This is a genomic window from Candidatus Endomicrobiellum pyrsonymphae (assembly GCF_020328025.1).
GTDB classification, from domain to species: Bacteria; Elusimicrobiota; Endomicrobiia; order Endomicrobiales; family Endomicrobiaceae; genus Endomicrobiellum; species Endomicrobiellum pyrsonymphae.
Window position 1 is genome coordinate 1 of the sequence record NZ_JAIXMZ010000050.1, and the last position, 8,887, is coordinate 8,887.

Here is an 8,887-nt window from a genome sequence, read left to right on the forward strand (position 1 = left end):
GAAAACATATTCTCATCTATTTTGAGTTTTTGCAATGCTGATCTTACATACGTTAAAGCAGCTTGTGCAGACTCTTTCATAACATCGCCAAGCTTTCCCGTAAGAACCAAAGAACCTTTGCCTTTCATTTTATTTACTTCTATAGTAAGAGTTTCTCCTCCAACTTCAGTCCACGCAAGCCCTGTCGCTACACCTATATCATTTGCCGCAATTCTTTCCCTTTCATAATGAGCAATACCTAAATATTTATTTAGATTTTCAGTCGTAATCGTTACAGATTTTAATTCTTTGTTAAACTCAAGTTCTTTCGCCGCTTTCCTACAAAGACTGGCAATTTCTCTAGTCAAATTACGAACACCAGCTTCACGTGTATAACTAGCAATTACAGTATCAAGCGCGCCTTCTGCAAAAACAAGTTCTTCAGAAGTTAATCCATGTTCTTTTAATTGTTTAGAAATTATAAAGTCCTGAGCTATATGACGTTTTTCCTCATCTGTATAACCTGAAAATCTTATAAGCTCCAATCTGTCAAGCAAAGTATTTGGAATATTATTTAAAGAATTTGCCGTAGTTATAAACATAACATTTGATAAATCAAAATCAACGTCAAGATAATGATCACCAAAAGCATAATTTTGTTCAGGATCTAAAACTTCAAGCAATGCGGCAGACGGATCGCCTCTCCAATCGAACCCCATTTTATCTATTTCATCAAGAATAAATACAGGGTTGTTAGAGCCTGCTTTTTTTATAGATTGTATAATTTTCCCCGGCAGCGATCCTATGTATGTGCGTCTATGCCCTCTTATCTCAGCCTCATCTCTCACACCGCCCATAGAAATACGTATAAAATTTCTCCCAAGACTTCTTGCTACAGATTTAGCAATAGAAGTTTTGCCTACCCCTGGAGGTCCTATAAAACAAAGAATGGGACCTTTGATCTTTTGCACTCTTGATAAAACGGCAAGATATTCTAAGATTCTGTCCTTAATTTTTTCCAATCCGTAATGATCTTGATCCAACACTTCTTTAGCTCTATTTAAGTCCAAATTATCAGTAGTCGATTTTTCCCAAGGCAAATCTAAAATCCACTCGATATAAGTCCTTATAACAGTGGCTTCCGGAGACATAGGCATCATTTTTTCAAGTCTTGACATCTCCTTATCTGCAGCATCTCTTGCAGTCTGAGGCATTTTTGTATTTTTTAATTTTTCTTTTAATTCGTCAACATCTTTTTGAATGTCATCTTTTTGCTTAAGCTCTTTTTGAATAGCTTTCATCTGTTCTGTAAGATAATATTCCTTTTGCGTTTTTTCTATTTGATTTCTTACCCTGACCTGAATGCGTCTCTCAATACTTAATATTTCTATTTCTGAATTAAGAATCTGTATAATTTTTTCCAAACGTTCGATAGGATTTACAAGTTCAAGAACTGATTGTTTATCGACATTCTTTATCGCAAGATGCGAAGCAATTGTATCTGCAAGTCTTGCAGGATCCGTAATATTGCTTATAGAAATAAAAATTTCCATAGGCATTCTTGTATTTAATTTTACATATTGCTCAAAAAAAGAAATAGAGCGTCTCATAATTGCTTCCGCTTCAGGTGTTATTTCGGTTTTTTCGTCGAAAACTTTTACACCCACCTCAATGTAACCTTTATCGCTTAATCTGAAATCAGTCCATTGAACTCTGCATATACCCTCCACAAGAGCTTTTAGTGTCCCGTCAGGCATTTTTAATATCTGCAATACTTCGCAAACTGTGCCTATATTAAAAACATCCTTGGGAGTTGGATCTTCAACTTGAATATTTTTCTGCGTAACAATAAAAACCAATCTATTTGTGGCCATAGATTCTTCTAAAGCTCTTATAGATTTTTCTCTGCTTACGGCAAGAGGTAGAACCATCGCCGGATATACAATAATGTCTTTTACAGGGAGAAGAGGGAGTAAATCTGGAATTTTGAGATTTTCAATTTTATCGGGGCTAAATCTATCCAATTCGCTCATGCAGTCTCCTTTGTATTTTTACGCACAAGACTTGGCTTTTCTTTTTTTAATACGGTTTCAGCCGTAACTATAGTTTTTACAACCGAAGGGTCACTTGGAACGTCAAACATTGTATCGAGTAAAATATTTTCTATAATTGACCTTAATCCTCTTGCTCCGGAACCTCTTTTGAAAGCCTCTTCAGAGATTTTTTCCAAAGCAGCTTTTTCAAACTCAAGTTCAACATTTTCTAACTGAAACATTTTTTTATATTGTCTTACCAATGCATTTTTAGGTTCAGTTAAAATATGAACAAGATCTGCTGTTGATAAATGATTAAGAGTAGAAATAACAGGCACTCTCCCTATAAACTCAGGAATCAATCCAAATTTTATCAGATCTTGGCTTTCAACTTTAGAAAGCGCAAAATCGGCATTTTTAAAATTATCTCTGTTATCCATACCTTCTCTTATAAACCCTAAAGTCTTTTTTGATAATCTGCTTTCTATTATTTTATTTAGTCCATCAAAAGCTCCTCCGCATATAAAAAGAATATTTGTAGTATCAATTTTTAAATATTCCTGCTGCGGATGTTTTCTACCGCCTTGAGGAGGAACACTTGCAATTGTCCCTTCAAGAATTTTTAAAAGAGCCTGCTGAACGCCTTCGCCGGAAACATCCCTTGTTATTGACGGCATGTCAGATTTTCTTGAGATTTTATCTATTTCATCTATATAAATTATACCTTTTTCCGCTCTTTTAATATCAAAATCAGCATTTTGTATAAGTCTTAAAAGTATATTTTCAACATCTTCTCCAACATACCCTGCCTCTGTCAGCGTAGTTGCATCAGAAATAGCAAAGGGTACGTTAAGTATTCTTGCCAAAGTTTGAGCCAAAAGAGTTTTACCTGTACCCGTAGGACCTATAAGCAAAACATTGGATTTATGCAATTCAACATCATCTTTTTCAACAGCAGAATTTTTTAACCTCTTATAATGGTTGTACACAGCAACAGACAAAATCTTTTTTGCATGTTCTTGACCTATAACATAAGAATCAAGAATTTTTTTTATTTCGCTCGGTTTTAACAATTTCAGTACGACATCTTTAGAAGCTTGCTTATTAGAACTGTCAAACAATTCCATCGAATTTCTCGCACATTCTTCACAGATATAAACACCATTTACGCCTACCAACTTATGGGGATACTCCTTGTTACAGAATATGCAATTTTTACTATTATTGTTAAAATTATTTTCCATTTTAATCCTTTACTTTCTCATATTTTCTTTTTGCTTTGTACTTATTATTTGTTTTTTCAGCCAAACTAAACGATGAATTTTCACATGAGTACTGATTTATTCCTTTATTTGCAAGATTTACATATTTTTGAACATTGTCATAACCTATGTACCGTCTTTTACTTTTTAGCGCAGAGATACATGTTGTTCCACTTCCACAAAACGGATCTAAGACTATATCATTTTTAAAAGTAAATAATTTTATCAACCTTTCAGGCAATTCCTCAGGAAAAGGAGCAGGGTGCCCTATGCTTTTTGCAGAAACAGTTGGAAAAGTCCAAATACTTTTTGTATACTCCAAAAATTCATTTCTAGAAATTGTACTTTCTTTATTTTTAGCATTCCGCGAAAAATTCTCTTTAGAAAAAATTAGAATGTATTCATGTACATCTCGTAATACTGGATTTGCAGCCGACTTCCAACTACCCCATGCTGTTGATGTACCTGCGCTTGCTGCTTTATTCCAAATTATTTCTCCTCTCATTGAATATCCAAGTTTTATCATATCCTCTATTAGGTAAGAATGGAGAGGAATGTATGGCTTTCTGCCAACATTTGCAATATTAATACAAGCTCTTCCGCCAACAACGAGCTTTTTATACGTTTCAGAAAAAACATCTTTGAGTAATTTTCTATACTCATCTAAAGAAAGATCGTCATCATATTCTTTTTTAACATTATATGGAGGAGATGTAACGACAAGATGAATGCTATTCTCTGGTAGTTCTTCCATTTTAATACTTGATTTGCAATAAATTTTATTAATTTTTTCAGGAAGAGGATCAAACTCATCGTAATTTTTATTTTTATTTTTTATTTTTATATTATCGTACATCCTGCTATTATAAAAATCCGCTGAATTATGATTCAGTCTTCCGGAATTTCCAAAGAATAACGTTTTAGCGCTTTTATTTATGTTCATTCTAGTAAACTCAAAAATTTAGTTGCTTTCATTTCATTTGTAGATTCTTTACAGGCAATCGTAATATATTTACCTATTTCTTATTTTGTTTTCATACTTGAGAAAAAATTCAAATCACAACTTAATAAATCTTTTACACAATGTTTTAATTCATTTAAAGAATCAAATCTAAGAAAACCTTTATCTTTGGTCTCTTTTAAATTATCCTTATCAGTAACTTCATCTAAAGGATATGGATTCAACGACCAGATATTTTGTATTATGCCAGACGTTTTTAAATGATCTATCTTCTCATAATAAATTTTTGTTATAGGGGTATTCCCAATAATAACTATGGGAATACGCTTTGCAGCTTCGCTAGAAGTCCTAATATTTATGCTTTTCCCTATCGCTTTTAACATTGAATCCGAACGCAGCAGACTAGGATTCCCTCTATGAGTCTTGTAGTCACCAAGACACTGAAGTTTTGAGTTTTGTAGTTCCCAATTCCAAACGATAGACATTTTTACCTCAAAAATAATCAAAATATCATCGCTATTTTGTTTCTTACTGTTACTTTTTGAAACAACAACATCTGCCGCTGATTTCGAAGTCAATCCCAAATCAGCACATTCAACATCACTTACCGCATATAAACTTTTAGGTAAAACACTAGAAATCAACTCCGTCACCCACTTTTCAGTGAAATCCCCAATATATGAGTTTCTACTCTGTAATGTTGACGTCACCCCCTCATATGATTTTGGCCAATATGCAACAAGATGTTTATCAGCATTGTAAAAAAGCTTCTCTGCAGTTGTAATTTCTAACAATTTCATAAAGAACTTTTCTTCACAATTTCTGTTCCACAATGCGTCGACACTTTTCATTATTCCTCTATATCGATCATCATTATAGTTTTTTATGAGCATATTCTTTTCAAAAATTGCAACCAATCACTTCAAAGTCACTATAACCTCATCTACAAGACCGTATTCTTTTGCTTCTTGAGCGGACATGTAATGATTTCTATCGGTGTCTTTTAACACCTGTTCCGTAGTTCTCCCCGTGTGTTTTGCAAGTATTTCGGAAAGTTTTTGTTTGGTGGAGACCAATTCCCTTGTTTCTATGTCAATGTCAGAAACGGTACCTGATAAACCTCCGCCATAAATTAAGGGCTGATGTATCATAATTCTAGAATGAGTTAAAGCGTATCTTCTGCCTTTTGATCCTGCAGCGAGCAGAACGGCTCCAAAAGACATTGCCATTCCCATACAAATCGTAATGATTGGGCTTTTGATAAATTGAATGGTATCATAAACAGCAAGTCCGGCAGTAACCATACCGCCGGGCGAATTTATATATAAACTTATATCTCTCCCGGGATCTTCTGAGTCTAAATATAAAAGTTGCGCTATTAAAACGTTTGCGGAATCGGTGGCAATCGACCCATCATGTCCGCCAATAAAAATAATTCTATCTTTGAGAAGCCTCGAATATAAATCATATGTTACAGCCGACCCTTGATTCCATCTTTCTATTACTGTTGGTATTAACGACGGCATCTTTTTCTCCTCACACTACAATCAAATGCTCTAAATTGCGTCGGCGGCTGCTTCGCGAGAAATGAAACAACCCAGCATTGTTGTTGCCTAGATTGCTACGACTTGTAAACACCGCAAGTCTCGCAATGACGAGATGGCGTTAAAACTTAACAGCACGACTTAAAGCGACTTAATTACATTATGCTAATCTTTTTTCAAAGGCATATCTTTTTCTTCTACTTTTATTTTTGCATTATCAATCAAAAACCCAAACAGTTTCTGTTCTTTTAACGAAAGCATTATATTTTCTTTTTTTTCTATAAAGTATTTATTAACTGCGCTTTCTTTTCCGGGATTAGAAGTTCTCATTTTATTTTTTTCTGCTTCAATATCAGCGTCAGCTACTGTAAGATTTTCACTTAAATATATTGCATTTAAAATATAAGAAAGCCTTACATCTTTTTCAGCTTCTTCTTTAAATTTTGCGTCTTTAAGTTCTGCTTCTTTTTCAACATATTCTTTGGAAGCGCCTTGATTTTGCATATAATCTTTCATTCTTTTAACTAAAGTTTTCTTTTGCTCTTCAACCAAAGATTGAGGAACTTCAAATTTGTTTTTCTCGAGCAAATGAGCAATAATTTGCTTTTCGACATTCATATCTTGGCGACGTTTTTCTTCAACCTCTATTGTTTCTTTTACTTTTGTTTTTAAACCTTCAAGATTTTCGATTCCCATATCTTTGGCAAAATCATCGCTAAGTTCAGGAAGTTCTTTTTCTTTTACTTCAATAACTTTAATTTTAAAAGATATTGTTTTACCTGCCAAAGTTTTATTAGGATAATCTGCAGGATATTCAATGTCCGCGTCTTTTTCTTTGCCGATTTTCGTGCCTGCAAGGGCATCTCTAAATCCCTTAAGCACATTTTCGGAACTCAGATCTAACATATGTCCCCTGGCCGTAATTTCAGGCAAAGCTTTCCCGTCGGTATCAAAAGCATCGTAATCAACTGAAACAAAACTTTCATTAGTAATATCTCCAGATTTAGACGGTACTAGTTTCGCATTTCTCTCCCTTAAAGCATCAAGACTTTGAGATAAACTTTCATCAGTAATTTTAAAAACTTCTTTTATCACAGGAATGTTTTTATAATCTTTTGCGTCAATTTGCGGATGACGCTCAGCTGTAAAACGATATTTCAAAGCCTGTCCAAGTTCATAATTAAACTCTTCAACTACAGGAAAATCAATTGGAGCAAAAACTTCCTTTTCTAAAACATTTAAAACCGTCTTCCTAATAATACTCTCAACCGCTCTATCTTTAGCTTCAGCGGTAAATTTCTGCTTTACAATACTTACAGGTACTTTGCCCTGCCTAAACCCATCAATTCTAGCCTTTCGCTGTATCTGACTAAAAGCAGAGTTAATTTCTTCTGCGACAATATTTTCCGAAACTTCAACATCCACAGTTATGGAACAAGATTTTTTGTCAATAACCGAGGATTTAAAATCAATTGTCTTTTTCTCTTGAGCCATTTATTTTTCCCTTTTAATTCTACATCAATACTATTTGCAATACCGACAGAATGAAGTACAGCATCTTTTGTTGGTTTACAATGCGGACGGAGGGATTTGAACCCCCACACCTTACGGTATATGGTCCTAAGCCATACGCGTCTGCCAATTCCGCCACGCCCGCATTGTGAATGTAATTATATGTGATACAGTTGACGATTATAGCGACACAAAAAATGCGCTGCATAGGACTTGAACCTATAACCTAACGATTAAGAGTCGTTTGCTCTACCAATTGAGCTAGCAGCGCGTCAGTGCAATTCTCAAACTTAACATTAACGCAATGTGCTAATGTGAAAATACTCGGAGACCATATGGGCGGAAAGGGAATTGAACCCTCACGGCTCTTGCGAGCCTCAGGATTTTAAGTCCTGTGCGTCTGCCAGTTCCGCCATCCGCCCACAAGAAAGTCGTTTTACTAACAGCTTTTTTATTAAATCTCCGGGATTGTATAACATTTCCGAAATTCTTTCAAATAACCCAACGACAAGACGGCATAGAAACATTAATTATTTTCTATGGAGTCAGGCGTTTAATAAGCTCAAAAAGTTTTTTGTTTATTGAATCTTTTGCAATTCCACCAACAATAACAACTATTTTTTCTCTTTAGTCTTATCATCAATTTTTTCTTCTATTTTTGTTTCAGGTTTTGCAGTCTCGTCAGCATAATTAATCTGCAAATTAGAAACTGTCGAAGTCAGCATTTCCTCTTCTTTTTTTGTCAAATTACCATTCGTTTTATCGCGAAGCATAATAAGCATATCAATCGTCGTTTTGGCTCCCTGTAAATCCCTTTCTAATTTGCCATTAACAGGATTTGCAATTTTCCCAAGCTGGCACCAAGCGGAAGAAGCAAACATAGTTATAATGTTAAAAAAATAAGGATTTAAATCTAAAGTTTCTTGTTCTGACATTTTTCCTCCTGGTAAAACAATATTATTTAAAAAATTTATTGATTGCTATATCAATCCTGTTAACAACTTTTTCCTTGCCCATCAATTCCATCGTATGGAACAAACTCGGACCTTGCGTCCTTCCTGAAATAGCAACTCTTATGGGGTGAAACACCTGTCCTGTTTTTAAAGCTTTTTCTGTAGCTAAATTTCTTGCATACTGTTCTAAAGCTCCTGCGGAAAAATCCTGCTGATTTAGAAGCCTTGATATGCTTTCCGTTAAAACAATTTTTGCGCTTTCCTTAGATATATCTGAAAGGAATACTTTGTTTATTGCTTCTTCTCTATAATCAACTTCTTTTGTAAAAAAGAAATCCACAAGAGACGGAATATCTTTCAACAATTTTATCTTATCATGTTCCAAAGACATGGCTTTCTTTAACAACTCAACATCCCAGTTCTCAACTAATTGTTCATTGTTTGTATATTTTAACCAATCAACAAACAAATTGTATATTTGTTCCGGCGTTTTGGAGCGAATTTTTTCACCATTAAGCCACAACAACTTTGCAGGGTCAAAAGTTGACGGACTAGTTCCGCATCTCTCAGTAGAAAACTTTCGTATCATCTCTTCTATTGTAAAAATCTGCTGACTATCCTCTGTTGACCAACCAAGCAATGC

Annotated in this window: 7 protein-coding genes, 3 tRNA genes and 1 pseudogene; all 11 read right to left on the reverse strand. The window is 34.5% G+C overall.

Annotated features, from left to right (window positions below; translation table 11 throughout):
* The coding region (gene lon / locus LE180_RS04980) for an endopeptidase La (RefSeq protein WP_374134361.1) at positions 1–2,012 on the reverse strand (2,012 nt) is incomplete at its 3' end.
* On the reverse strand, positions 2,009–3,256 hold the full coding sequence (gene clpX, locus LE180_RS04985) for an ATP-dependent Clp protease ATP-binding subunit ClpX (RefSeq protein WP_374134362.1): 1,248 nt from the start codon (positions 3,254–3,256) through the stop codon (positions 2,009–2,011). The genes lon and clpX, both read right to left, overlap by 4 nt.
* Before the next feature lies 1 nt (position 3,257).
* Positions 3,258–4,217, reverse strand: a complete 960-nt coding sequence (locus LE180_RS04990; RefSeq protein WP_374134363.1) for a site-specific DNA-methyltransferase — start codon at positions 4,215–4,217, stop codon at positions 3,258–3,260.
* Between the two features lie 80 nt (positions 4,218–4,297).
* Positions 4,298–5,086 carry a hypothetical protein gene (locus LE180_RS04995; protein ID WP_374134364.1) on the reverse strand — a complete coding sequence of 263 codons (789 nt, stop codon included), beginning with the start codon at positions 5,084–5,086 and terminating at the stop codon, positions 4,298–4,300.
* A 66-nt stretch (positions 5,087–5,152) separates the two neighbouring features.
* On the reverse strand, positions 5,153–5,761 hold the full coding sequence (locus LE180_RS05000) for an ATP-dependent Clp protease proteolytic subunit (RefSeq protein ID WP_374134365.1): 609 nt from the start codon (positions 5,759–5,761) through the stop codon (positions 5,153–5,155).
* Between the two features lie 183 nt (positions 5,762–5,944).
* On the reverse strand, positions 5,945–7,273 hold the full coding sequence (gene tig / locus LE180_RS05005; RefSeq protein WP_374134366.1) for a trigger factor: 1,329 nt from the start codon (positions 7,271–7,273) through the stop codon (positions 5,945–5,947).
* Between the two features lie 81 nt (positions 7,274–7,354).
* A tRNA-Leu gene (locus tag LE180_RS05010) sits at positions 7,355–7,436 on the reverse strand.
* A gap of 53 nt (positions 7,437–7,489) precedes the next feature.
* Positions 7,490–7,562, reverse strand: a tRNA-Lys gene (locus tag LE180_RS05015).
* A gap of 65 nt (positions 7,563–7,627) precedes the next feature.
* Positions 7,628–7,713 (reverse strand) — tRNA-Leu (locus LE180_RS05020).
* A 192-nt stretch (positions 7,714–7,905) separates the two neighbouring features.
* The gene (locus LE180_RS05025) at positions 7,906–8,226 is read right to left on the reverse strand and encodes a DUF1844 domain-containing protein (RefSeq protein ID WP_374134367.1); all 321 of its coding nucleotides are present in this window, start codon (positions 8,224–8,226) and stop codon (positions 7,906–7,908) included.
* A gap of 22 nt (positions 8,227–8,248) precedes the next feature.
* A pseudogene (locus tag LE180_RS05030) lies at positions 8,249–8,887 on the reverse strand (hypothetical protein); the annotation flags it as partial.

Bases quoted from the DNA above. Each gene is read 5' to 3' on its own strand.
- clpX (WP_374134362.1), bottom strand. From the start codon at position 3,256: ATGGAAAATAATTTTAACAATAATAGTAAAAATTGCATATTCTGTAAC.
- LE180_RS04990 (WP_374134363.1), bottom strand. From the start codon at position 4,217: ATGAACATAAATAAAAGCGCTAAAACGTTATTCTTTGGAAATTCCGGA.
- LE180_RS04995 (WP_374134364.1), bottom strand. From the start codon at position 5,086: ATGAAAAGTGTCGACGCATTGTGGAACAGAAATTGTGAAGAAAAGTTC.
- LE180_RS05000 (WP_374134365.1), bottom strand. From the start codon at position 5,761: ATGCCGTCGTTAATACCAACAGTAATAGAAAGATGGAATCAAGGGTCG.
- tig (WP_374134366.1), bottom strand. From the start codon at position 7,273: ATGGCTCAAGAGAAAAAGACAATTGATTTTAAATCCTCGGTTATTGAC.
- LE180_RS05025 (WP_374134367.1), bottom strand. From the start codon at position 8,226: ATGTCAGAACAAGAAACTTTAGATTTAAATCCTTATTTTTTTAACATT.